Here is a 21,237-nt window from a genome sequence, read left to right as displayed (position 1 = left end):
GTTGCAAATGTTGAATCTTGGGGTCAGAAAACTCAGTCCAAAGGCGGGACGGGAAGTCCGCGTTTGGCGTAGAAGGCATCGACAAAGGCGGCCAATGTACCCTGTTGAATAGCCTCGCGCAAACCAGCCATCAGCACCTGATAATGGCGCAAGTTATGGATGGTATTGAGCATGCTGCCGAGCATTTCGCCGCACTTGTCCAGGTGATGCAGATAAGCGCGCGAGAAGTTCTGGCAGGTGTAGCAATCGCAGGTCGGATCCAGCGGCGATTCATCATGGCGATGGAACGCGTTACGGATCTTCAGCACACCGGTATCGATGAACAGATGCCCATTGCGGGCATTACGGGTTGGCATCACGCAATCGAACATGTCCACCCCGCGGCGCACACCCTCAACCAGATCTTCCGGTTTGCCAACGCCCATAAGGTAACGAGGTTTGTCAGCGGGCATCTGGCCCGGCAGATAATCCAGCACCTTGATCATTTCGTGCTTCGGTTCGCCCACCGACAGACCGCCGATGGCGAGGCCGTCGAAGCCGATCTTGTCGAGGCCTTCGAGCGAGCGCATGCGCAGGTTTTGATGCATGCCGCCCTGAACGATGCCGAACAGCGCTGCGGTGTTGTCACCGTGGGCATTCTTCGAACGCTGGGCCCAACGCAACGACAGCTCCATCGATACCCGCGCGACGTCTTCGTCAGCCGGATACGGCGTGCATTCGTCGAAGATCATCACGATGTCGGAACCGAGATCGCGCTGCACCTGCATCGATTCTTCCGGACCCATGAACACTTTGGCGCCGTCGACCGGAGAAGCGAAGGTCACGCCCTCCTCCTTGATCTTGCGCATCGCGCCGAGACTGAACACCTGGAAACCGCCGGAGTCGGTGAGGATCGGGCCTTTCCACTGCATGAAATCGTGCAGGTCGCCGTGCTCCTTGATCACTTGAGTGCCGGGACGCAGCCACAGGTGAAAAGTGTTGCCCAGAATGATTTCCGCGCCAGTGGCGACGATGTCGCGCGGCAGCATGCCCTTGACCGTGCCGTAGGTGCCGACCGGCATGAACGCCGGGGTCTCGACGGTGCCACGGGGGAAGGTCAGGCGACCACGACGAGCCTTGCCATCGGTGGCCAGCAGCTCAAAGGACATTCGACATTCGCGACTCATTCTGTTTCCTCTGGGCCTGTCTGTTCAGGGGCAGTTGGAGCGGGATTGCGGGTGATGAACATCGCATCCCCGTAACTGAAAAAGCGGTAGCCGTTTTCCACGGCGGCCTTGTAGGCGGCCATGGTTTCGGGATAACCGGCAAACGCCGAAACCAGCATCAACAGCGTGGATTCCGGCAAATGGAAATTGGTCACAAGGGCATCGACCACATGAAACGGCCGGCCCGGATAGATAAAGATGTCGGTGTCGCCACTGAACGGCTTGAGCACACCATCGCGCGCCGCACTTTCCAGCGAACGCACGCTGGTGGTGCCGACCGCAATCACCCGACCGCCCCGCGCACGGCACGCAGCGACCGCATCGACCACATCCTGGCCGACTTCCAGCCACTCGCTGTGCATGTGGTGATCTTCGATCTTCTCGACACGCACCGGCTGAAACGTCCCCGCGCCGACGTGCAACGTCACGAACGCAGTCTCGACGCCCTTGGCAGCAATCGCCTGCATCAGCGGCTCATCGAAATGCAGCCCCGCCGTCGGCGCCGCCACCGCACCCAGACGCTGGGCATACACGGTCTGATAACGCTCGCGATCCGAGCCTTCATCCGGGCGGTCTATATAAGGAGGCAACGGCATGTGCCCGACGCGGTCAAGCAACGGCAAGACTTCCTCGGCAAAACCCAGCTCGAACAACGCATCATGACGCGCGAGCATCTCGGCTTCGCCACCGCCGTCGATAAGGATCTTCGAACCCGGTTTCGGCGACTTGCTGGAGCGCACATGGGCCAGCACGCGGTGCGCATCGAGCACGCGCTCGATGAGAATTTCCAGCTTGCCGCCGGACGCTTTCTGCCCGAACAGCCGCGCCGGAATCACCCGGGTATTGTTGAACACCATCAAATCGCCCGGGCGCAAATGCTCAAGCAAATCAGTGAATTGACGGTGTGCCAGGGCGCCGCTCGGCCCATCAAGGGTCAGCAGGCGACTACCGCGACGCTCGGCCAACGGATGGCGGGCGATCAGCGAATCAGGAAGCTCGAAAGTAAAGTCAGCAACGCGCATGATGGGGTTCGTCTAGCAGGGCCGGAAAGTCTAGCGGAAATATCAAAAATTGACCATGAAACGTGATTGACCAACGGTAATCACCTCTCTATACTTCGCCGCCATTGAGCCCTGATGGCGGAATTGGTAGACGCGGCGGATTCAAAATCCGTTTTCGAAAGGAGTGGGAGTTCGAGTCTCCCTCGGGGCACCAACACAGAGAAAAAGGTCTTGCGAAAGCAGGGCTTTTTTTTCGTCTGGAGGAAAGTGGAGGGTTGTTTTTGTCTTTTTTCCAAAACAATCAGGGCAACCAGCTTTTCACTCTTGCGGCGCCGGGGCCAACGCGCCACCGGCTAGCCTAATGCCCAACCGTCTAGGGCAACAAGCCCATCAAAAAACCTCAATCAAACCTGCAGTAATTGCTCTGACTCCATGTCCTGACGCTGGGGAACTGGCCGGATCGGTTACGTGCCGCAGGTTTTGCCAAACGCCCTGTCATAATCGCCTGATCCCGGCTAGTTCGAGCTCAAAGCCTACTTTCGATTTCCTCCCAGATGTACGCGTAGTTGTACTTCAACCAACGAACCAGCACTTTGTCGAACTGGCGACGAAACCAGTTACGCTCTCTAGCTTCCAGCCTTTCCTCAATCGACTCTCTCAGTATGTCGGGGTCGAAACCCGTCCATATCGGAGGCACAGGTGCAACGAGATTGGTAAAGCACACCGGCGCGACCTCTGAATAAAGAATTGAGTAAAGAATTTCAGGGTCGACACCTCTCACCTTATTCGCCAAATAATCATATTCCACGGGAAAATCATTGAATGGCTCGGAAAGAGCGGCTCTAACTTTTGTCAGTTGTGGCTCGGTCAGAAGATGTCCCAATGTGTGAGCTCCTCTAACTCTTCGTCCAATGAACTTGCCACTGCTTCGCCTGCAACACCGCCGGCGATTGTTCCTGCCAAGACAACTGCTATCGCACAAATAGGAGCGCCTGGGCCGCAGAGTGCGCTAACGCCCATCCCCGCGAGAACACCGCCGACCGCCCCGGAACCAACAATGATGCCTTGGCGAGCAGCTTCTTTGGGTTTGTTGTCAGCATTCAGAATTTGATAGGTTGCCAAAGCCGCCGTCACGAGAACACCAAGCTTGCCCAAGACCAGCATTTTTTTGGTGCCGGCCGTGAACCTCGCATTATCACGACCGGAGGATTCCAGGATGGCGTAGTGAACTTTGTTCTTCTCTACATCCGAAAGACTGTCATACCCCTTCTGAAACAAGTTTTCAGAGTAGATATCCAATAGTGTTTTCAGTCCTTTCCCGTCTTTCTTTTTCCTCTGAGCGATCGCCAATCCTTGCGCTGACGTGAATTTACGATGCTCCATCATGATTTTGTTACGCATCTCATGACTAAACTTCACACCTTCTTGCGCCGTAATTCTTCCCGCTTTCACGTCGTCTCTAACTTGTTGAGACATACGCTTGATATTCTTGGTATAGCTCGCCCTGATCTTTTCATCAGAGATGGCATCCAGTGAAAATCTCAGCGCACTGCCCTCCATCAGCTCTAGCGCCCTGTCGAGTGGCGAGTCCTGAAGGGCGTGCTCGCGCTGGACTACGTAGCTGCCTGTCACAATGTACGGTTCGGTCATAGGACGGTCCTTATCCCAATATTTTGCTCAAAAGGCTTTCAGTAAGAGACGAGCCTTCTGCAGGCTGTTCTTCCTCGAATTTGAGCATCAAGCACGTCTTGCCCGATGGATTGGCGAATTTGACCGCATTGTCCTTGTTGAAGACGCCCGGCAGTGATGAACCATTATCAAAGTGGGCGATACAGGAAAGTCCCTCATAACTTTCCTCGGCAGGAATTCTGAAGCCAATCCATCTGGCTTGTCCGATCAGAGGTTCCGGTGGAGTAAAGTCGCAAGGGGTGTGCGTATCGCCAATGATGATTGTGCTTGACCCACCTATCACGATGCTGCCGTGCGTGCCGCCAGTATTGATCGTGGCAGCATTTTTGCCATTTATGAAAACTGTCGAGGAAAGCCCCGAAGAGAGCGCACTGCCGCAGGTACATGCATCACCTTGGCGAGCTGCGGGCAAACCATCGAAGAAAACGTCAGGCGAACCTATCGCGATGGGGTTCGTTCCGTGCCCTGGAACAGACAGCTGGAGGGATCGCTTTTACGAGCGGCTGGGTTAGCCATGAATGACTCCTGTCAAAAAAATCCTTTTCGAGAGGTAAACCTATCACGAAATTCAGCCTGGACGGCCGCATCCGATCATTCAAAAAAGTGCTCGATCACCAGACCGCGCTACCTGTTGCTTCGGTTAACGCGGTTGGTACTTCGCTGGCGTTTTCTACCTTGCCGTCAACTCAGGTTTCAGAATGGGACGCGGCTCCTCCCTACTCCTTGACTGCAAACATCCGCCCAGCAATCTCCCGCCCCCGCTCCATCCCTTCCTCCGTCAACCATATCGACTTGTTCCTGTTAACCGGATTACTGATCAAACCCTGTTCGTGCAAGCGGTTCATGATCTCGAAGTCATAGCCCTTCCACGCATTGCCGGCGTCGGAGCTATAGGCAGCCAGGAGAGCAAGGACGGCGTCGTCGATCAGTTTCATGTCGTATTCCATGATGGTCACTCCGCTGATGTTCAGTTTTTGTAATCAAAGCGTCGTATCAAAGTGGATGTCAATGCTGCGCGAGCTTGTAGGTTTCAGATGTCCGATTGCTGGTTGCCTTGCATGCGATCACCGCCCGTATAATCACGCCCGCACGACAAACTCCGCCGGTACTTCGCGCATTGGTTTCAAGCCCTCCACTTCACTGACAGACATCCCATGGAAACCTCACTGGAAACCGTCGCCCTTTTCTCCCTCAAACTCGCCTACGAAGAAGAGGGCCTGAGCCCGATCCTGCGCGATGACATGGTCATGGGCGATTATCAGAAAGACGTTTTCGAGTTACTGGTGAAACGCGGCGATGTCGAGACCATTCAGTTCAAGATGAACGCATGCCTGAACCTGGCGCTGGATGCCTTGGGTGGGGTCGAGAAGCCCTTGGGGCGGGAGTTGCGCAAGTTGTCGGCGGAGTTGGCTCAGGCGCGGTCGGTGGAGCAGCTGGGTCAGCCGCTGCTCGCACTGAAGGGGTATCTGCGCGACATTCTTTGAGTGCCGCGCTACAGCCATGCCGGTATCTCTCCTGATCAGCGACGTGCTTTAAGCACTCGAATATCTGTTGGGAAGCCGTCAGCGCCCACCAGTTTTTTCCAGCCCATGTATTGAAATTCGCCATTGGGATCAATGTAGTCGCCCTTCTCTGGCTGCCCGCCGCCAACTATCGCAACACGCTTCACTTCGCCACAGCCGCCATCCGATGGTCGCACGGTATAGATCACATACGGCTTCACGTATTGCGTGGCGCGGAAGTATTGGCCGCAGATTTCGTCGACGGTGATGAGCATGGTTTTCAGGCGGGCTTCGCCGTCGGTGTCTTCGTGCAGTTTCAGGAAGGAGATATCGCCGACGTCGCTGTAGCCGAGGGAACGGGCGCGTTGGTAGGCGGGGGAGTTCTGGTGTGCAATTCTGCCCTCCTCCACACCGCGTTGCATTTGCGCGGCGAACTCGGCTTTGCCTTGGGCCAGGGTTGCCTCGGCGTGGGCCGCGACGTTTTCGCAGTGGGCATACTCGCTGGAGTCGAGGTGTTGCGGTAGCAGGTTAAGGCGGCGCTCGTTCATGGAGGCGAGGCTGTCTTGCAGGCCGGACGTTAGTGCATAGGCAGCGGAGACGCGACCGCTCTGGACGTCGGCGATTGTCTCCTGCATGCGCTGGCAATTGGCGAGGTAGTAATCCCAGCTGGCTTGCGGGTGTTCTTTCGCGAAGCAGAAGGCTGGGGTAATGGAGACGGCAAGGGTGAGAGCGCCGAGCAGTTGCAGCAAACGGGTTGTGGAAAACATGGGTAGTCCATTACAGAGAAGGCATGGCGCGACGCTACTATTTTGCTATCGTTCCGTCCACTCTCAACAGGCGACCAAGTTGTCGCCTCTGTCTCGTGGCAAGGAAAGAAATCCGATGGATGCTGTGTTGTGTTTAGTGGTCATGGCGGCAATGTGGTTCTGGGTGGTGCGCCAGCGCGGGCACTGGAATCTATGGTTGGCAAACCTCGCCGGAGCGGGCAGCGCTGTGGTAGCGGGCATTGTCTTCACACTGCTTTATGACGGGCTGTTCGGCACCACCATGGCAGCGCCGGGACTGCATAACAGCCTGGTGGTGTTCATGACCAGCGCGGGCGTTCTGGCGGGTGTGTGGTTGTGGATCGCCAAGCGTCGACAGCCGGCGCATCCGGTTGCACGTCAACTGCTCGCGGGCGCCTGTGGCGTTGCCGCCGGCATGGTCACGTTGATTTTTCTGGCGGCGAATTATTTTCCGCAACCGTAGCCGGACGGCGCGTCTATTTTGCTATCTTGCCGCGCATCGTCGGTGCTCGCTGATCGTCTCGCGCCGCGCTTGGATTGTTGAAAGGTAAGGAAAGGATCAAATGGAGTTTTTGCGTTTTCTGGCGTTCGTCGCTGTCTGGGGTTTCATGTGGCGCTGGGTGGTGAAGAACCGCGGCAGCTGGAACATTTTCTACGGCAACATCGTTGGCGCGGCGGGTGGGTTCATTGTCGGGCTGGTGATGTTGTCGATCACCTTTTCGCTGTTTCCTTCGTCGTTCGATCACGAGGCGCAGGCGCAAAACACGCCAGTCGTCGAGTCGACCTCTGTACTGCCTGAAGCCGAGGCAGTCACGCCCGCCACCGAACTGAAAGATGCGCCGGTTTTTGCTGCCATCGAAGCGGATGACAAGCCTTCCCCCCCGGACTCCGCACTGTTGCCGAATAACGTCAGCCGGGCACCGAAATCAATGGCGGTACAGACGGTGCTGAATCAAAGCGACTACGAGGGTCGCATGGCCCTGGCCGCGCTGAACAAGAAGTTGCGCGGCGACGCACAGGCCGACAAGTCGATGATCGCGTATGTCATGTGCAGCCCGTTTGTCACCAGCACCCTGCGTTATCCCGCTTCGGCGCGTTTTGCTGACAGCAAAGCGCTGGTCAGTCATCGCTACAAGGATCAGGTCTACAGCTTCAGCAACAGCGTAACTGCGCGCAACATGAATGGCGACGATGTCACCTACCGTTTCGATTGCTCCGTGCAGGAATTGCCACGGGTTGATGCGACGGCTGGGGAATGGCGTTTGCTGGCGCTGAAACTGCAAAAAGCCGACTCTTAAGACTCATTTAAGGGATCAAGGCGCCGGCTGCGCTATCATCGCCGGCCTGTGCGCCTTGAACCTTGCCCTCGATGTTTTCAACACCTGATGACCTCACCTCGCTGCCTCCTGTACTAGCCGGCCCGCTGCTGCGGCGGCTGGAGCCGACGCGCGTGGTGCTGTGGCTGGTGGGCTCGCGTGAACTGACGCTGACCTTGCGCCTGCAAGGTGTAGGAGATATTCCGCTCGACTCAGAGAAATGCACGGTCATTGCCGTAGGCCGTCATGCGTTCGTGCATCTGATAGACGTTCAACTTGAAAGCGCCCTGCCCTGCGACACGTTTATCGCTTACGACCTGCTGATCGACGACGCCATCGGTATGGCTGAGTGGGCGCCTCATCTGCTTTACCCTGGTGCCAGCTGCGCGAACCTCGTAGTGCGTTCGCGGATCGACCAATTGCTCCACGGCTCCTGCCGCAAGCCGCATCATCCGGCAACCGACGGTTTGCTCTGCGTCGATCAATTGCTGGCCGACGAAGCCGATGCGCAACACCGTCCGGCGCTGCTGATGATGAGTGGTGATCAGGTCTATGCCGACGATGTTGCCGGGCCGATGCTGCGGGCGATTCATGCCTTGATCGAGCGTCTGGGTCTGTTCGATGAGCACCTTGACGGTGCCGTGGTCAGCGACAGCGCCAAGCTCTACCAACACCCGGCCAGCTACTACCACCGTGCGGATTTGTTACCGGCGCTAGAGAGCAACGAGACCTTGCGCGAGCGATTTTTCGGTGGCGCGCGTAAGCCGATTTTCACCAGCAGCAGTGCCGACAATCACCTCGTGACGTTCGCCGAAGTCATGGCCATGTACATGCTGGTGTGGTCGCCGACGCCGTGGTCGCTGATCAATCCGAGCGCGCCGACGCTGACGCCGGAACGCCGCAAGCGCTACAACCTCGAGCAGACGCGCATCGATGCCTTCAAGGCGGGCCTGGGCAATGTCGCGCGGGCACTGGCGCATCTGCCGAGCCTGATGATTTTCGATGATCACGACATCACCGATGACTGGAATCTCTCCGCGCAATGGGAGGAAACCGCCTACGGCCATCCGTTCTCCAAACGCATCATCGGCAACGCGCTGATTGCTTATCTGTTGTGTCAGGGCTGGGGCAACAATCCTGATGCCTTCAAGGACGTGCTGGAGCAGACCGCGCAACTGAGCGCCAGCGGTGACGACGGCTATCTGGACATGCCGGTGCAGGACGATCTGATTGATCAGTTGCTGCGTTTTCAGCAGTGGCATTTTGTGTTGCCGAGCAGTCCGGCACTGGTGGTGATAGATACGCGCACCCGGCGCTGGCGCAGCGAGATGGCGCTCAAGCAACCGTCGGGCCTGCTCGACTGGGAAGCCTTGAGCGAACTGCAACAGGAACTGCTCGATCACCCTTCGGCAATCATCGTGTCGCCGGCGCCGATCTTTGGCGTGAAGCTGATTGAAACCGTGCAGAAAGTGTTCAGCTGGTGCGGTTATCCGCTGCTGGTCGACGCGGAAAACTGGATGGCCCATCGCGGCGCGGCGCAGGTGATCCTGAACATTTTCCGACACTCGCGCACACCCGGAAACTACGTGGTGCTGTCCGGCGATGTGCATTATTCCTTCGTCTACGAAGTCCTGATCCGCCACCGCAAGGCCGGCCCACGGATCTGGCAGATCACCAGCAGCGGCATCAAGAACGAATTCCCACCGACCCTGCTGGAATGGTTCGACCGCTTCAACCGCTGGCTCTACTCACCACGCTCACCGTTGAACTGGTTCACCAAACGCCGCCTGATGCGCATCGTCCCGTATACGCCGGAACATGCCGAGGCCGGGGAACGGTTGTGGAATTCGGCGGGGATCGGACAGGTGTTTTTCAATGAACAGGGGCAGCCGAGCGAGATTGTTCAGCACAACTCGAATGGGGCGGAGAAGACGAGGATGCTGGCGCCGGAGTTTGCAAATGCGCCGGACTAAAGCCATGCGCTGATCTGTGGGAGCGAGCCTGCTCGCGAAGGCGCAATTTCAGTCGACACCTACTGTGAATAGTCGACCGCTTTCGCGAGCAGGCTCGCTCCCACAGGGTTTTGCGCAGACCAATCAATGTGCGGCCAGAGCCCGCCCAACCCCTCTGACAATCATCCCCACCTCGCGCTCATCAATCGTCAGCGGCGGTAGCAACCTGATGGTCTTGCCACGAGTCACGTTGATCAACAAGCCGTGATCCCGCGCAGCGATCAGCGTCAGGTCGCGCACCGGTTGTTTCAGTTCGATACCGATCATGAGGCCCTGCCCCCGGATTGCCAGCACGTTCGGGTTGTCTGCAAGGTCGGCGCGCAGGCGTTCCAGTAACCGTGCGCCCTGCACCCGCGCATTCGCCAGCAGGCCTTGTTCTTCGATGATGTCCAGCACCGTGCAGCCGACCCGGCAGGCCAGCGGATTGCCACCGAAAGTGCTGCCATGGCTGCCCGGGGTGAACAGGTCGGCCGCGCGGCCCCGGGCCAGGCAGGCGCCGATCGGCACGCCATTGCCCAAGCCTTTGGCCAGGGTCATGACATCGGGCACGATGCCTTCGTGCTGAAAGGCGAACCACTGCCCGGTGCGGCCGATGCCGGTCTGGATTTCATCGAGCATCAGCAGCCACGCGTGGCGATTGCACAGGTCGCGCAGGGCCTTGAGATAACCCGGCGGTGCGACTTGTACGCCGCTTTCGCCCTGAATCGGCTCGACCAGAATCGCCACGATGCGCGCGCCGTGTTTGCGCTGTATTTGCTCCAGCGCGGCGAGATCGCCGAACGGCACTTTGACGAAGTCCCCCGGCAGTTCGTTGAAGCCAAGCCGCACCGCCGGGCCATCGCTGGCGGACAGCGTGCCGAGGGTGCGGCCATGAAACGCGTTGGCCATGACCACCACCAGCGGCTCCTCGATGCCTTTGCGCCAGCCGTACAGACGCGCCAGTTTCAGCGCCGTTTCGTTCGCTTCGGCGCCGGAGTTGTTGAAGAACGCGCGCTGCATGCCCGACAACACCGTCAGCCGTTTGGCCAGTTGTTGCTGCCAGTCGATGCTGTACAGGTTTGAGGTGTGCAGCAGCAGCCCCGCTTGCTCGCTGATCGCCGCGACGATGCGCGGATGCGAGTGGCCGACGTTGGTCACTGCCACACCGGCAACAGCGTCCAGATATTCGCGCCCCGCCTGATCCCACAGGCGCGTGCCCAGGCCCTTGGTGAAACTCAGGGCCAGTGGTTGGTAGGTGTTCATCAGGGCGGCGGTCATGACGTGAAACTCCATTGCAGGTCGGTGTTTTTGCAGTATGGTTAGCCACCTGAGCTGGATAAACCCGGAAAAACTTCAATCATTTAAAAGCCGAGCTTGATAATGGATTTGTTTCAGTCGATGAGCGTCTACGTCAAAGTGGTCGAAACCGGGAGCATGACGGCCGCCGCGGCGAAGTGCGAAATGTCGACGACGATGGTGGGCAATCATCTGCGCGCGCTGGAGCAACGGCTCGGCGTGCAACTGCTGCAACGCACCACGCGCCGCCAGCGCCTGACCGAATTCGGCAGCGTCTATTATCAACGCTGCCTGGAAGTGCTTGGCCTGGTGGCCGACTCCGAACGCCTTGCCGAACAAGCGTCGGACGAGCCGCGCGGTTTGCTGCGTATCACCGCGCCGCTGACCTTCGGCGTCGAACGACTGACCCCGGCCCTGAGCGAATATTCCTTGCTGTATCCGCAAGTGAAACTCGACGTGGTGCTGACCAACAGCCGCCCGGATCTGCTGGAAAACGGCCTCGATGTTGCCTTCCGTTTAGGCAATTTCGACCAGTCCAACCTGATCGCCCGGCCCTTGATCGACTACACCCTGACCGTCTGCGCCTCCCCGCAATACATCGCGCGGCGCGGCATGCCGCATACGCCACAGGATTTGCAGCAACACGATTGCCTGTCCTTCGCCTATCCGGCTGGGGATGACTGGCAATCGGTGGAAAAACGCTGGCGTCTCAGTGGCCCGGAAGGTGAAGTCCTAGTCGACGTCAGCGGGCCGATGCTGATCAACAGCTCCGCCGGTTTGCATCAGGCGGCGCGTAATGGCATGGGCATCATGATGCTGCCCGACGCGCTGGTGGAGCAGGATCTGCGCGACGGCAAACTGGTCAGGGTAATGACGGACTACCAACCGCCGAGCAGGCCGATGCATCTGCTGTATGCGCAGGATCGCTATCGACTGCCGAAGCTGAGACGGTTTGTCGAGTTTGCGATGCGTACGTGGGGGAAACCTGACGTCGGCAGGCCGTAATCATTCACGATGGAAATTGATAAGGACTTGAACATCCCATGAACGACAGCCTTACCGTGCGTGAATTGCATCCCAGCGAAACAGAATCAGCAAGGCTGTTTCTCAGCCAGCATGGCTGGGGCCATCGCATTAGCGATGCCGAATCTTTTGCTCGCTTGATTCACAATTCGCAGCGTGCAGCTGTTGCGCTCTTAGGCGAGCAAATCGTCGGTTTCGCTCGAGCGATCACTGATGAGGTTTCTAATGGCTATCTGTCGATGGTGGTGGTCGATGACCAGCATCGGCGCATGGGAATCGGCCGCGCACTGGTGGAGCATGTCATGGGCGATAACCCCGATATTACTTGGGTGCTACGCGCTGGACGCGAGGGCGCTGAAGCTTTCTTTGCCAGCGTGGGCTTCGAGACGTCCGCGATTGCCATGGAACGTCCGCGCCGCAAATAGCGCGCTTTAGAAAAATCCCGACCACCAGACCGTTGCTCCGTGACAACGCCGCCCCGCTCCCCTAAATTAGTCGGCCTGAAAAAGACCTCGTGCTTTCTCGCCTCAACTCAAGTTAAAAAGTAGTGAAATTTCAATGTCCGATTTCAACACCGCTGAATCCGTAGTCACCCAGTCGTCCAAAGCGGAATACGAAAACTCCATCAATCTTTCACAACACCTGCCTCAAGCCAAAATCATCAGCGAGATGGTCCTGGACGCGTTCCAGTCGACCCGCGAGAGCGACCAGATCCGTGAATTGCGTGCGGCGATCCGTCAGGCGCATGACAGTTTTGATGACGACAAGGCGTACGAGCTGATGGGCGAACTCAAGCGCCTGAAAGACGCCGAGGCAGCCGATATTGCCGCGCTGGAAGACCTGAGCAGCAAGTTCTCGATCGGACGCATTCTGTCCAGCTTCAAGGACGATCCGGCATTTCAGGAAATCGTCTATGGCCTGGCGCTGAAGGTGCTGAATCAGACCCATCAGGCGATCAGCAATCCGAGCGGCGGCAAGAGCAAAGCTGCGAAGAAGAAAGAAGTGGAAATCTTCACCATCAGCAAGGACGGCGCCAGCGTGACCCTGCCAATGCGCACCCCGCGTTCGCGTCTGAACGTAGATCGTGAGGCACTGGAATTCCTCGGTTTCACTTTCGTGGGTGAAGGCGATGAAGCCGAGCTGGAAAGCGAAACCTTCGTCGATAACGCCGGTACCGAACAGGCGGTGAACCGCAAGAACATCATCACCGCGCTGCAGCAGCAGACGGCGTTTGATGGTTACAGTATCGCGGCGCAGTAATAGCGCAGCCGCTGTACGAAAAAGCCCCGCACTGAGATTCAGGCGGGGCTTTTTGTTGTCCGGCTTGTGATTCGTGAGGAGGCGAAAATCGTCGCCCCTCACCCCAGCCCTCTCCCGAGGGAGAGGGAGCCGACTTGTGTAATTTTCAAACCTGAGTTCGGCTCGGTATTTCAGGTCGGCGTATATCTTGAAAGCCCCTCAGTCAGTCCCCTCTCCCGAGGGAGAGGGAGCCGACTTGTGTAATTTTCAAACCTGAGTTCGGCTCGGTATTTCAGGTCGGCGTATATCTTGAAAGCCCCTCAGTCAGTCCCCTCTCCCGAGGGAGAGGGAGCCGACTTGTGTGATTACCAAACCTGAGTTCGGCTCGGTATTTCAGGTCGGCGTATATCTTGAAAGCACCTCAGTCAGTCCCCTCTCCCTCCGGGAGAGGGTTAGGGTGAGGGCAAACCGCTACCCCCCTCAAGCCGACGGATGCAACGCCGCAATCATGTCCACTTCAATCGCCGCATTCTTCGGCAACTGATACACGCCGATGGTCGTGCGCGTATGCCGTCCGGCATCGCCCAGCACATGGCTGAACACATCCGAAGCGCCGTTGGCCACTTCGCTCAGGTCCACAAAGTCAGCAGTCGACTTCACATACACCGTGACCCGCAACAACGCACGAATCTTGTCCAGTGAACCCACCGCATCGACGATCAGCGCCAGGCAACGCATGGCGCTGATGCTTGCGGCGGCTTGCGCATCCTTGAGGTTCAATTCCAGCCCCACGCGACCGGGATAGAGGATCTTGCCATTGACCCGCGGCACCATGCCGCTGATGTAGAGCTCGTCGTGATGACGGATCAGCGGCGCGTAATTGCCACCGGCGGTGTTCTCGCCATAGATGTCATAGTTGAGTTCTTCGGCCAGGGCGATAAAGCGCTCATCGCAGGTCATCCGTTCGGTCATTGCGCCCAGCCTTTTGATCAATGCACGGGTTAGGACAGTCGAGCACCGAAGGATGGCTTGGAGCTACTACTGTCGGGGTTGGATCCAAATCTATGGCGTTTGCCTAAGTTGTGCAACCAGCGTAGATGGAACAATAGGCCCTAAACCTTTCGGATGCCCCGGACCACAAGCTGGTCTTCAGCGGCGCTCAAACAGTGTTCAAGCGCTCAACCATATCTGGAAATTTTTCAACCAGTCGTATCAATAAGGCTGCTTGAGCATTGGGCTTCGACTTTTCCTGCTCCCAATTTCGAAGGGTGTTTGGACTTGTCCTGATTCGACTGGCAAAAACAGCTTGAGACATATGCAGTTTTTCTCGAAGAGCAACAATTTCCTGTGCGCCCACTTCAGGTACAGGCTTGTCCTCAAGCACTGTATTGCGCAGTGTGATCTTGCCCTCGCGTTGAGCCGCCATCTCATCAACGCCCTGCATTAACTCTGCAAACAGGTCGCGTTTTTTCATGGGGTACCTCGTTTTTTCAACTCTTTATCAATGGCTGTCCTGAGTGCCCTCTCTTGCTCGGCAGTCAGCTTCTCAAGCTCATCTTTGTCGTAAATGGCGAACATCCAGAACTGACCATCATTCATAAGCCAATAGTAGAGAACCCGCAAGCCGCCCCGTCTTCCCTTGCTACGGCGAGAATCAGCCCAGCGCAGCTTACGGAAGCCACCCGTTCGAGGCATTACATCGCCCGCAAGCGGATTGCTCTGAAGGTAGTTCTGCAATGTTCGATATTCGTCGTCCGTCAGATAGCGGCCAACGCTTTTGGTAAATATCGTTGTTTCAAAAAAGATTGTTCGCATAGCCAAACTATAAGCAGCTTGACTATAGACAGCCTATCAACAAATCGCTGCTCGAATAAACAAAAAACCCCGCACATCTCTCAACGTGCGGGGTTTTTCCTGAAGCTTGCAAACCTTACGGCGCGTACGTCAGCAACAGCTCTGTCGGCACCTTGAAGTCCAGGGACATCATGACGCTCAACGCAGTGATGGTGAAGATCGAGAACACGAACAGCTTGCGTGCCCAGACGGTGTCATCAACTGCCTTGTAGCCGGTCCAGGCCATGTACAGCCAGTACATGCCCATGGCGGCGGCGACGGCGAGGTAGCTCATGCCGGCGTAGCCGCTGAAGGTCAGCATCAAGGTCGCCACGAGGAACGCCAGGATGTAGAGCAGGATGTGCTTCTTCGCCACTTGGATGCCGCGTTTCACTGGCAGCACCGGAATCGATGCGGCCAGGTAATCATTGAAACGGAAAATCGCGATGGCGTAGGAATGCGGCATCTGCCACAGGCTGAACATCACCAGCAGGGTCAGTGCGGCCATGTCGAAGCTGTTGGTCACGGCAACGTAACCGATCACTGGCGGCATGGCGCCCGACAGACTGCCCACCAGCGTGCCGTGAACCGACTTGCGCTTGAGGTACAGGCTGTAGAAGCCGACGTAGATGATGAAGCCGATTACTGCGAACAAGGCAGCCAACGGGTTGGCCACCTTGTACAACAAGGCAACGCCGAGAACACCCAGAATGGTCGCGTAAACCAGGGCCAGTTTCAGGGAGATGAGGCCCTGGACCAGCACACGGTTCTTGGTGCGTTCCATCTTCAGGTCGATGTCGCGGTCGATGCAGTTGTTGAACACGCAACCGGAGGCCACGACCAGGGAAGTACCGATCATGGCGGCCAGAAACACCGCCAGATCGACATGCCCTTTCGAGGCCAGGAAGAACCCGCCTGCCACAGAAAGCACGTTACCGAAAATGATCCCCGGTTTGGTGATTTGGATAAAGTGCTTGAGCGACATCGGGTCTACCTCACTTCGCCATCATGTACGTGTGGATGCTGAACATGATCCACAGCGACAGGCCAACCAGCAGCACGATCACAATCGCCGTGAAGACGAACGCGATCACGTTGTTACGCTGTGCAATGGAACGGTCCAGGTGCAGGAAGTAATACAGGTGAACGATCACCTGGATCACTGCGAACAGTAGAACGATTGCCAGCGTCGTCGACTTCGGCAGGGTCGGGTACATCACCAGACCGAACGGAATGACGGTCAGGATTACCGACAGGATGAAGCCGATGGCGTACGACTTGACGCTGCCGTGGCCAGCATCGTGGCTGTCATGGGAGTGTGCATTAGCCATTACAGAGTCCCCATCAGGTAAACAACGGTGAAGACGCAAATCCAGACCACGTCCAGGAAGTGCCAGAACAGGCTCAGGCAGCTCAGACGGGTCTTGTTGGTCGACGTCAGGCCATGCTTGTTGACCTGATACATCATGATGCCCATCCAGATCAGACCGGCCGAAACGTGCAGACCGTGGGTACCGACCAGGGTGAAGAACGCCGACAGGAAGCCCGAACGGCTAGGACCGAAGCCCTCGGAGATCAGCAGGTGGAACTCGTTGATCTCCATGGCGATGAAGCCCGCGCCGAGCAGGAAGGTCATGAACAACCAGCCCAGGACCGCCTGCTTCTTGCCCTTGTACAACGCCAGCATGGCGAAGCCGTAGGTGATCGAACTGAACAACAGCAAAGCGGTTTCGCCCAGCACGTATGGCAGTTCGAAGATCTCGTGGCCCGACGGGCCACCGGCAACGTTGTTTACCAGTACTGCGTACACTGCGAAGATCGACGCAAACAGAATGCAGTCGGTCATCAGGTAGAGCCAGAAACCGTATACGGTCATCTCGCCCGAGTCGTGGTGATGGTCATCGTGCCCATGGTCACCATGGGCGTGTCCAACATTGGTCACTAAGTTCGACATGGTTTAAGCCTGTTCCAACGAGGTTTCAACACGGGTGGCATTGGCCGGGATTTTCCCTGCCGCGACCAGACGCTTGTGCTGCTCGGCTTCGATACGCTCGATCGTTTCAACCGGAACCATATAGCCCTGGTCGTCACGTGCAGCGTGGATCACGAAGTACACGACGGTGCCCACCAGGCTCGCGATCGCCAGCCACCAGATGTGCCAGATCATCGCGAAACCGAAGACGGTCAACAGCGCGCCCATCACCACGCCAGTGGCGGTGTTGTTCGGCATGTGGATCGGCTCGTACTTGGCCGGACGCTGGTACGCAGTACCGTTTTCCTTGGCTTCGGTGAACGGGTCGATGCAGTCAGCCTTAGGCAGCACAGCGAAGTTGTAGAACGGTGGTGGCGACGAGGTCGACCATTCCAGGGTGTGTGCATTCCACGGGTCACCGTGATCGCAAACGTTCTCTGGCTTGTTGCGGTCGCGCACACTGACGTACAGCTGGATCAGTTGGCAGGCGATACCCACAGCAATCATCACCGCACCGAACATGGCAACGTACAGGTACGGTACCCACTCAGGGTTGGTGGTGGCGTTCAGACGACGGGTCATGCCCATGAAGCCCAGTGCATAGAGCGGCATGAACGCGACGAAGAAGCCCGAGATCCAGAACCAGAACGCTGCTTTACCCCAGCCTTCGTGCAGCTTGAAGCCGAACGCTTTCGGGAAGTAGAACGCGAAGCCAGCGATGTAACCGAATACCGCACCGCCGATGATCACGTTGTGGAAGTGCGCGATCACGAACAGGCTGTTGTGCAGCACGAAGTCAGCACCCGGGATGGCCAGCAGTACGCCGGTCATGCCGCCGATGGCGAAGGTCACCATGAAGCCCAGTGTCCACATTACCTGGCTGGTGAAGCGCAGACGACCCTGGTAGATGGTGAACAGCCAGTTGAACAGCTTCACACCCGTCGGGATGGAAATCAGCATCGTTGCCAGACCGAAGAAGGCGTTGACGCTCGCACCCGAACCCATGGTGAAGAAGTGGTGCAGCCAGACCATGAAGCCCAGTACCGAGATCGCGCCCGAGGCGTAGATCATCGAGTGGTGGCCGAACAGTTTCTTGCCGGTGAACGCCGAGATCACTTCCGAGAAGATGCCGAATGCCGGCAGGATCAGGATGTAAACCTCAGGGTGGCCCCAGGCCCAGAACAGGTTGACGTACATCATTGGATTGCCACCAAGTTCATTGGTGAAAATGTGGAAATCCATGTAACGGTCAAGGGTCAGCAGTGCCAGGGTAGCGGTCAGGATCGGGAACGAAGCCACGATCAGAACGTTTGCCCAGGTGCAGGTCCAGGTGAAGATCGGCATGTCCATCAGTTTCATGCCAGGGGTACGCATTTTCAGTACGGTCGCGAGGAAGTTGACCCCGGTTAACGTCGTACCCAATCCGGATAGCTGTAGCGCCCAGATGTAGTAATCCATACCCACGCCAGGACTGTATTGCAGACCCGACAGTGGCGGATACGCAACCCAACCGGTCTTGGCGAACTCGCCGACGCCCAGGGACAGGTTGATCAGCACAACGCCGGACACCAGCAGCCAGAAGCTCAGGGAGTTCAGGAACGGGAACGCAACGTCACGCGCGCCGATCTGCAGCGGCACTGCAAGGTTCATCAGGCCGGTGAAGAATGGCATCGCCATGAAGATGATCATGATCACACCGTGAGCGGTGAAGATCTGGTCATAGTGTTCAGGTGGCAGGTAGCCAGGCGAACCCTCGGTGGCCATGGCCAGCTGGGTACGCATCATGATCGCGTCGGCAAAGCCGCGCAGCAGCATGACCATGGCGACGATGATGTACATCACGCCGATTTTCTTGTGGTCGACCGAAGTCAGCCACTCGGTCCACAGGTACGTCCACTTCTTGAAGTAAGTGATCGCAGCGAACAGCGCCAGACCACCGAGGGCGATCATGGCGATGGTCACCATCACGATCGGCTCGTGGAATGGGACTGCTTCCCAACTTAATTTACCAAACATCGTTTACTCCTCTGCCCCGGCAGCTGAATGCGAACCCGCGTCAATATCCGTGGCCGCCACTTCTTTCTCTTTCTTCTCGTGCTTCAGCGGCTTGCCCGGCTTCATACCTTCGTACTTGTCGACGATGATCTGGAACTGGTTCGGCGTGACCGACGAGTAGAGTTCGACTGGGTTGTTCTGGCTCGGTTTGGCCAGGGCCGCGTATTCAGCCTGATCAAGCTGTTTAGGCGACTTCTTGACTTCACTTACCCAGGCGTCGAAATCTTCCTGAGTGGTGGAGATAGCCTTGAATTTCATACCGGTGAAACCGGCACCGCTGTAGTTGGCGGAGATACCGTCCATTTCAGCGTTGCGGTCAGCGATCAGGTGCAGCTTGGTCTGCATGCCCGCCATCGCGTAGATCTGGCCGCCCAGGCCCGGGATGAAGAACGAGTTCATCACGGCGTCGGAGGTGATCTTGAAGTTGATTGGCGTGTGCGCCGGGAACACGATCTTGTTGACCGTGGCAATGCCTTGTTCCGGGTAGATGAACAGCCACTTCCAGTCCAGCGCGACGACTTCGATGGTCACAGGCTTGACGTCAGACTCGATCGGACGATACGGGTCCAGCTCGTGAGTCGAGATGTAAGTGATGTAGCCCAGGGCGATGATGATCAGCACTGGGATGGTCCATACGGCCACTTCGATCTTGGTCGAGTGCGACCACTTCGGCGTGTAGACGGCGTTCTTGTTCGAAGCGCGGTACTTCCAGGCAAACAGGAAGGTCATGACGATGACCGGCACGACGACCAACAGCATCAGCAGCGTGGCGGTGATGATCAGGTTGCGCTGTTCCAGGCCGACCTGGCCCGTTGGATTGAGCAAGGTCATGTTGCAGCCTCCCAGCAACAACGTGCCGAGCAGCGGCACTAGGCCTAGTAATCTGGGGTACCTGTTTTTACTCATCTCACGACCTCTAAAGCAGCTTGCGCAATGCAGTTGGGTTTTGATCGCCAACACTTCACCCTGCCAAGGGTTGGCATTTTCTTTGGATTGAATAAGGGCCGCCCGTCGCGCGTCTCACGCTCGACAAAACCTTGGGACAGCGTTCAGTTCTTATTCGAATTCGTGGTCAAAGGCCTTGTTACAGACCAATTCCATTTGGTGCGGAAAATTGGAAAGGCACCGACACCAGGGTGTCTCGAAAGCCTCGCGGCTCGCTCGACACCCGACCTCCTGATCAGTTCCTTGATAAAGGCTGAACAGCGTCGGGAATTCAGTGCGGGCGATTGTAGATAGGTAGCGCCCTATACACCATGTCTTATCCCGAAATAATTTTTATCACTCAGAGCAACAATCCATCGCCATTTTTGCAAAAGTTGCGCAAGTTATCGAAAGCGTTTCTCAATAAAAGCGGCAAAATCTGCCAGCGTAACCGCCTCAAATCAGACAGCTCTGCACCCGATCTACAAACGCTGGAGCGGCGCAAAGCCCGATGTTCCAAGGGCTTCGTCCATCTGCCGGCGCCTGTTAAAACTGCCTGCTCTGGTACGTCCGTGCTCAAGCCCGAAAACATTAAAACTGGCCAATGTTTTTATGTAACAGGCGGCCAATCCGCCGCATCCCGAGCCCCTGCGACAGCCCCTATGTGACAACATGTCGCACATTTGCCGCACGCTTCATTGCCGTTCGTCACGGTGTTTTCACAAACGCTCTGAAATGCAAAACGCCCCGATTTTCATCAGCGAAAATCGGGGCGTTTTGTTTATCGGCAGCTCTGCCGAGAAGTTGACTCAGCGCAGCGCTTTTCGATTACGCGAAGTCAGCAGAGGCACCAGAATCACCACCAGCACGAACGCCACCAGCGCCCACTGTGCCAGCGACAGGCCGAGGATCGGCGGATACGGCGTCGAGCAGAAACCGTCGACCTGGAAGCCCAGCGGGAAAATTTTCGCCAACGGCAGATCATCGACAATCGGTTGCAGCACATCGACGCCACAACTCACCGCCGGATAGAACTGCGTATAGACGTGATGCCCGGCCACACCGGCCCCGGCAATCGCACAGATCACTACCAGTGTCTCGAACACGGTGATGCTGCGACGGCTACGCATGCCCGCACCGATGAAGGCGAACACTGCAATCAGCAACAGTGCATAGCGCTGCAGAATGCACAGTGGGCAAGGTGCTTCGCCGAGCACGACCTGCATGTAAAGTGCGCCGCCGATCAACGCCAGGCAGATGATCCCCAGCAACACCAGATAGCGCCGCTCACGCCCCAACCGCATCGTTTCCTCGCTCATTGCCTTTCCTTTGTAAGTCCATGGTCCAGCCGGCCGGCGGCTGAAATTGTCGCAAGTCTACACCGGGGCAATAAACGATAGAGCGGT

Annotated in this window: 23 protein-coding genes, 1 tRNA gene and 1 pseudogene; 8 read left to right on the top strand and 17 right to left on the bottom strand. The window is 57.3% G+C overall.

Going from position 1 to position 21,237, the window contains the following annotated elements; translation table 11 throughout:
- Positions 1 to 32: 32 nt before the first annotated feature.
- Both tgt and queA read right to left on the bottom strand, forming a co-directional pair.
- A complete protein-coding gene (gene tgt / locus AB4N48_RS02955) occupies positions 33 to 1,148 on the bottom strand; it encodes a tRNA guanosine(34) transglycosylase Tgt (RefSeq protein WP_460094772.1) in 1,116 nt (371 codons plus the stop codon).
- Between the two features lie 14 nt (positions 1,149 to 1,162).
- The gene (queA, locus tag AB4N48_RS02950; protein ID WP_016773315.1) at positions 1,163 to 2,227 is read right to left on the bottom strand and encodes a tRNA preQ1(34) S-adenosylmethionine ribosyltransferase-isomerase QueA; all 1,065 of its coding nucleotides are present in this window, start codon (positions 2,225 to 2,227) and stop codon (positions 1,163 to 1,165) included.
- A 108-nt stretch (positions 2,228 to 2,335) separates the two neighbouring features.
- Between queA and AB4N48_RS02945 the strand changes: the two genes are divergently transcribed.
- Positions 2,336 to 2,420: transfer RNA gene (locus tag AB4N48_RS02945), tRNA-Leu, on the top strand.
- Positions 2,421 to 2,732: 312 nt separating this feature from the next.
- On the opposite strand, the gene AB4N48_RS02940 is transcribed toward AB4N48_RS02945, so the two are convergent.
- From AB4N48_RS02940 to AB4N48_RS02925, 4 genes and pseudogenes are all read right to left on the bottom strand, one after another.
- The gene (locus tag AB4N48_RS02940) at positions 2,733 to 3,089 is read right to left on the bottom strand and encodes a DUF7079 family protein (protein WP_122507813.1); all 357 of its coding nucleotides are present in this window, start codon (positions 3,087 to 3,089) and stop codon (positions 2,733 to 2,735) included.
- Positions 3,074 to 3,856 carry a hypothetical protein gene (locus AB4N48_RS02935; protein WP_460094770.1) on the bottom strand — a complete coding sequence of 261 codons (783 nt, stop codon included), beginning with the start codon at positions 3,854 to 3,856 and terminating at the stop codon, positions 3,074 to 3,076. The genes AB4N48_RS02940 and AB4N48_RS02935 overlap by 16 nt, the downstream gene beginning before the upstream one ends.
- Positions 3,857 to 3,866: 10 nt before the next feature.
- Positions 3,867 to 4,411: pseudogene (locus tag AB4N48_RS02930) on the bottom strand (PAAR domain-containing protein).
- Between the two features lie 200 nt (positions 4,412 to 4,611).
- Positions 4,612 to 4,830: a DUF6429 family protein gene (locus tag AB4N48_RS02925; protein WP_460094768.1), complete on the bottom strand. Its 219-nt coding sequence runs from the start codon at positions 4,828 to 4,830 to the stop codon at positions 4,612 to 4,614.
- A 219-nt stretch (positions 4,831 to 5,049) separates the two neighbouring features.
- Here AB4N48_RS02925 and AB4N48_RS02920 point away from each other — a divergent pair, with 219 nt between their 5' ends.
- A complete protein-coding gene (locus AB4N48_RS02920) occupies positions 5,050 to 5,379 on the top strand; it encodes a hypothetical protein (protein WP_150741862.1) in 330 nt (109 codons plus the stop codon).
- A gap of 35 nt (positions 5,380 to 5,414) precedes the next feature.
- On the opposite strand, the gene AB4N48_RS02915 is transcribed toward AB4N48_RS02920, so the two are convergent.
- A complete protein-coding gene (locus AB4N48_RS02915) occupies positions 5,415 to 6,164 on the bottom strand; it encodes a hypothetical protein (RefSeq protein WP_056790170.1) in 750 nt (249 codons plus the stop codon).
- A 115-nt stretch (positions 6,165 to 6,279) separates the two neighbouring features.
- On the opposite strand from AB4N48_RS02915, the gene AB4N48_RS02910 reads away from it, so the two are divergent.
- The 3 genes from AB4N48_RS02910 to AB4N48_RS02900 all read left to right on the top strand — a co-directional run bounded on the left by AB4N48_RS02910 (position 6,280) and on the right by AB4N48_RS02900 (position 9,471).
- Positions 6,280 to 6,645 (top strand): hypothetical protein, encoded by a 366-nt coding sequence (locus AB4N48_RS02910; protein WP_095181699.1) that lies wholly within the window; start codon positions 6,280 to 6,282, stop codon positions 6,643 to 6,645.
- 100 nt (positions 6,646 to 6,745) lie between these two features.
- Complete coding sequence (locus AB4N48_RS02905) at positions 6,746 to 7,480, top strand: hypothetical protein (protein WP_071173532.1); 735 nt, start codon at positions 6,746 to 6,748, stop codon at positions 7,478 to 7,480.
- Between the two features lie 71 nt (positions 7,481 to 7,551).
- Positions 7,552 to 9,471, top strand: a complete 1,920-nt coding sequence (locus AB4N48_RS02900) for an alkaline phosphatase D family protein (RefSeq protein ID WP_460094767.1) — start codon at positions 7,552 to 7,554, stop codon at positions 9,469 to 9,471.
- A 123-nt stretch (positions 9,472 to 9,594) separates the two neighbouring features.
- Here the strand turns inward: AB4N48_RS02900 and AB4N48_RS02895 are convergent, their stop codons facing one another.
- Positions 9,595 to 10,767, bottom strand: coding sequence for an aspartate aminotransferase family protein (locus AB4N48_RS02895; protein WP_041479939.1), 1,173 nt, complete (start codon positions 10,765 to 10,767; stop codon positions 9,595 to 9,597).
- A 102-nt stretch (positions 10,768 to 10,869) separates the two neighbouring features.
- Here AB4N48_RS02895 and AB4N48_RS02890 point away from each other — a divergent pair, with 102 nt between their 5' ends.
- The 3 genes from AB4N48_RS02890 (at position 10,870) to AB4N48_RS02880 (ending at position 13,068) form a co-directional block, all read left to right on the top strand.
- Positions 10,870 to 11,790, top strand: a complete 921-nt coding sequence (locus tag AB4N48_RS02890; RefSeq protein WP_460094765.1) for a LysR family transcriptional regulator — start codon at positions 10,870 to 10,872, stop codon at positions 11,788 to 11,790.
- Between the two features lie 38 nt (positions 11,791 to 11,828).
- Positions 11,829 to 12,233: a GNAT family N-acetyltransferase gene (locus AB4N48_RS02885; protein WP_423523231.1), complete on the top strand. Its 405-nt coding sequence runs from the start codon at positions 11,829 to 11,831 to the stop codon at positions 12,231 to 12,233.
- Positions 12,234 to 12,366: 133 nt separating this feature from the next.
- Positions 12,367 to 13,068: a hypothetical protein gene (locus AB4N48_RS02880; RefSeq protein ID WP_016773307.1), complete on the top strand. Its 702-nt coding sequence runs from the start codon at positions 12,367 to 12,369 to the stop codon at positions 13,066 to 13,068.
- Between the two features lie 459 nt (positions 13,069 to 13,527).
- Here AB4N48_RS02880 and AB4N48_RS02875 read toward each other — a convergent pair whose 3' ends face one another.
- The 9 genes from AB4N48_RS02875 to AB4N48_RS02835 all read right to left on the bottom strand — a co-directional run bounded on the left by AB4N48_RS02875 (position 13,528) and on the right by AB4N48_RS02835 (position 21,150).
- Positions 13,528 to 14,019, bottom strand: a complete 492-nt coding sequence (locus AB4N48_RS02875; protein WP_016773306.1) for a RidA family protein — start codon at positions 14,017 to 14,019, stop codon at positions 13,528 to 13,530.
- A gap of 187 nt (positions 14,020 to 14,206) precedes the next feature.
- Entirely contained in the window at positions 14,207 to 14,521 is a 315-nt protein-coding gene (locus tag AB4N48_RS02870) for a helix-turn-helix domain-containing protein (protein WP_041479944.1), read from the bottom strand.
- Positions 14,518 to 14,862 carry a toxin gene (locus AB4N48_RS02865; protein WP_252876871.1) on the bottom strand — a complete coding sequence of 115 codons (345 nt, stop codon included), beginning with the start codon at positions 14,860 to 14,862 and terminating at the stop codon, positions 14,518 to 14,520. Before AB4N48_RS02865 ends, AB4N48_RS02870 begins: the two co-directional genes overlap by 4 nt.
- Positions 14,863 to 14,977: 115 nt before the next feature.
- Entirely contained in the window at positions 14,978 to 15,865 is an 888-nt protein-coding gene (gene cyoE / locus AB4N48_RS02860; RefSeq protein ID WP_016773305.1) for a heme o synthase, read from the bottom strand.
- 10 nt (positions 15,866 to 15,875) lie between these two features.
- Positions 15,876 to 16,211, bottom strand: a complete 336-nt coding sequence (gene cyoD, locus AB4N48_RS02855) for a cytochrome o ubiquinol oxidase subunit IV (protein WP_011335842.1) — start codon at positions 16,209 to 16,211, stop codon at positions 15,876 to 15,878.
- A complete protein-coding gene (gene cyoC, locus AB4N48_RS02850; RefSeq protein WP_024014230.1) occupies positions 16,211 to 16,834 on the bottom strand; it encodes a cytochrome o ubiquinol oxidase subunit III in 624 nt (207 codons plus the stop codon). Before cyoC ends, cyoD begins: the two co-directional genes overlap by 1 nt.
- Before the next feature lie 3 nt (positions 16,835 to 16,837).
- Positions 16,838 to 18,868 carry a cytochrome o ubiquinol oxidase subunit I gene (cyoB, locus tag AB4N48_RS02845; RefSeq protein ID WP_041479948.1) on the bottom strand — a complete coding sequence of 677 codons (2,031 nt, stop codon included), beginning with the start codon at positions 18,866 to 18,868 and terminating at the stop codon, positions 16,838 to 16,840.
- A 3-nt stretch (positions 18,869 to 18,871) separates the two neighbouring features.
- Positions 18,872 to 19,813, bottom strand: a complete 942-nt coding sequence (cyoA, locus tag AB4N48_RS02840; protein WP_024014231.1) for a ubiquinol oxidase subunit II — start codon at positions 19,811 to 19,813, stop codon at positions 18,872 to 18,874.
- An 827-nt stretch (positions 19,814 to 20,640) separates the two neighbouring features.
- The gene (locus AB4N48_RS02835; RefSeq protein WP_041479949.1) at positions 20,641 to 21,150 is read right to left on the bottom strand and encodes a disulfide bond formation protein B; all 510 of its coding nucleotides are present in this window, start codon (positions 21,148 to 21,150) and stop codon (positions 20,641 to 20,643) included.
- Between the last annotated feature and the right edge of the window lie 87 nt (positions 21,151 to 21,237).

Source organism: Pseudomonas sp. S2_C11 (assembly GCF_054668395.1).
This window is presented reverse-complemented; position numbering and strand designations above follow the sequence as displayed.

Bases quoted from the DNA above. Each gene is read 5' to 3' on its own strand.
- AB4N48_RS02875 (WP_016773306.1), bottom strand. From the start codon at position 14,019: ATGACCGAACGGATGACCTGCGATGAGCGCTTTATCGCCCTGGCCGAA.
- cyoD (WP_011335842.1), bottom strand. From the start codon at position 16,211: ATGGCTAATGCACACTCCCATGACAGCCACGATGCTGGCCACGGCAGC.
- AB4N48_RS02935 (WP_460094770.1), bottom strand. From the start codon at position 3,856: ATGACCGAACCGTACATTGTGACAGGCAGCTACGTAGTCCAGCGCGAG.
- cyoC (WP_024014230.1), bottom strand. From the start codon at position 16,834: ATGTCGAACTTAGTGACCAATGTTGGACACGCCCATGGTGACCATGGG.
- AB4N48_RS02885 (WP_423523231.1), top strand. From the start codon at position 11,829: ATGAACGACAGCCTTACCGTGCGTGAATTGCATCCCAGCGAAACAGAA.
- cyoB (WP_041479948.1), bottom strand. From the start codon at position 18,868: ATGTTTGGTAAATTAAGTTGGGAAGCAGTCCCATTCCACGAGCCGATC.
- AB4N48_RS02925 (WP_460094768.1), bottom strand. From the start codon at position 4,830: ATGAAACTGATCGACGACGCCGTCCTTGCTCTCCTGGCTGCCTATAGC.
- AB4N48_RS02835 (WP_041479949.1), bottom strand. From the start codon at position 21,150: ATGAGCGAGGAAACGATGCGGTTGGGGCGTGAGCGGCGCTATCTGGTG.
- AB4N48_RS02895 (WP_041479939.1), bottom strand. From the start codon at position 10,767: ATGACCGCCGCCCTGATGAACACCTACCAACCACTGGCCCTGAGTTTC.
- AB4N48_RS02890 (WP_460094765.1), top strand. From the start codon at position 10,870: ATGGATTTGTTTCAGTCGATGAGCGTCTACGTCAAAGTGGTCGAAACC.
- queA (WP_016773315.1), bottom strand. From the start codon at position 2,227: ATGCGCGTTGCTGACTTTACTTTCGAGCTTCCTGATTCGCTGATCGCC.
- AB4N48_RS02880 (WP_016773307.1), top strand. From the start codon at position 12,367: ATGTCCGATTTCAACACCGCTGAATCCGTAGTCACCCAGTCGTCCAAA.
- AB4N48_RS02920 (WP_150741862.1), top strand. From the start codon at position 5,050: ATGGAAACCTCACTGGAAACCGTCGCCCTTTTCTCCCTCAAACTCGCC.
- AB4N48_RS02905 (WP_071173532.1), top strand. From the start codon at position 6,746: ATGGAGTTTTTGCGTTTTCTGGCGTTCGTCGCTGTCTGGGGTTTCATG.
- AB4N48_RS02910 (WP_095181699.1), top strand. From the start codon at position 6,280: ATGGATGCTGTGTTGTGTTTAGTGGTCATGGCGGCAATGTGGTTCTGG.
- AB4N48_RS02865 (WP_252876871.1), bottom strand. From the start codon at position 14,862: ATGCGAACAATCTTTTTTGAAACAACGATATTTACCAAAAGCGTTGGC.
- AB4N48_RS02900 (WP_460094767.1), top strand. From the start codon at position 7,552: ATGTTTTCAACACCTGATGACCTCACCTCGCTGCCTCCTGTACTAGCC.
- cyoA (WP_024014231.1), bottom strand. From the start codon at position 19,813: ATGAGTAAAAACAGGTACCCCAGATTACTAGGCCTAGTGCCGCTGCTC.
- AB4N48_RS02870 (WP_041479944.1), bottom strand. From the start codon at position 14,521: ATGAAAAAACGCGACCTGTTTGCAGAGTTAATGCAGGGCGTTGATGAG.
- AB4N48_RS02915 (WP_056790170.1), bottom strand. From the start codon at position 6,164: ATGTTTTCCACAACCCGTTTGCTGCAACTGCTCGGCGCTCTCACCCTT.
- cyoE (WP_016773305.1), bottom strand. From the start codon at position 15,865: ATGTCGCTCAAGCACTTTATCCAAATCACCAAACCGGGGATCATTTTC.
- tgt (WP_460094772.1), bottom strand. From the start codon at position 1,148: ATGTCCTTTGAGCTGCTGGCCACCGATGGCAAGGCTCGTCGTGGTCGC.